This is a genomic window from Shewanella sp. 11B5 (assembly GCF_002836795.1).
Taxonomy (GTDB): domain Bacteria; phylum Pseudomonadota; class Gammaproteobacteria; order Enterobacterales; family Shewanellaceae; genus Shewanella; species Shewanella frigidimarina.
On the sequence record NZ_PJAP01000129.1, the window covers coordinates 1 to 1,209 of the forward strand.

At 40.0% G+C, this 1,209-nt stretch carries 1 protein-coding gene; it reads right to left on the reverse strand.

The window, feature by feature from the left end; genetic code table 11:
• Positions 1 to 1,209 (reverse strand): TonB-dependent receptor domain-containing protein (locus tag CXF78_RS01080; RefSeq protein WP_145991299.1); only part of this gene is annotated, 1,209 nt, incomplete at both ends.

Here is a 1,209-nt window from a genome sequence, read left to right on the forward strand (position 1 = left end):
GGTAACTAAAGAGTTATCGATTGATAATGCAGGACTTAATTCATCAAAATCAGCACGGCGCATCACTTTAGCTGCTGCAAAACGCATTAAGGTTTCTTCAGATAAAGTATAAGTGACATTCAAGCTAGGTAAAAAGTCTGAATAATCGTTACTACCAGTATTGAGGATTTTGTTACCGTTACCGTCTACAGAATCGACAATGCTTGATTCTAATTCTGTTTGAATATAACGCCCACCAACCACTGCAGTAATGTCATCAAAATCTAAATGAAACTGTGCATAAATAGCACGAGTTTTTTCGTTGATAAACTTATATGCGCCAGTGTCTTCAACCATGTTGTCAGCTAAAGTACCGTTCATTGCATAAGTGGTACCTGCTAGCATTTGTTGGGCTAGTAAATAAGTCGCTTCAGCATCTTGCAGTTTTTCAGCGTCATACACGTTGTAGGTTAGTAGGTCATTTTGACCAGACATACCGGTTTGGTCGAACGAGTTGCTGGCATTGATAGTGGTAAAGCTGTCGCTGATAATTGGGTTATCAATCCAGGTTGGGCTATACAAGCCGTCTTCATTTTTAGCTTTTTTATACGAATCTTTAAGCGTGTTGCCATTAGGTTTAAGATCAAAGCGATTTGAACTGTAATCTCTATCGGTAAAGCGTACACCCGTTTTGATTGCAGAGATAAAATCTACACCCACATCGTGGATTTTGAAGTCAAAGCGTAATGCTTGTTCTTCATTATCTGTGTCTAACGTTTTGTGGTAAAACTCACGGAATACCAGGTTGTCTGGATTAGTTAACATACCTGTGTCTTCAAAGACATAAGATGGAATGCCACCACCATTAGTCATGCTTGCTGTGCTGGTATGTGTTACTAGATCAAGGGTAGGGTCCGTACGTTCAATTGGACGTAAGTTAAATTCAGAAGCTGTTTGACGTTCTTCTGATTTAGAGATTGAATATTCACCCGAGATTTCGATGTTATCAGTAATATTCCACTCACCACCGATAGCATGAGAAGTCGTTTCTGATGTTGTAAAATCACTCCAGGTTTTAGGAATAACCAATACGCCACTTAGGTCGTAATTTTGCAGTTGTCCATTGCCGTCGTAGTATGAATCACTTCTTGGCACTACGGTACCGCCAACATCGAGAATTGAATAAGCCGCTTGGCCGCCATCAAGTTTTGTCGAGTTCATGTCAACGTA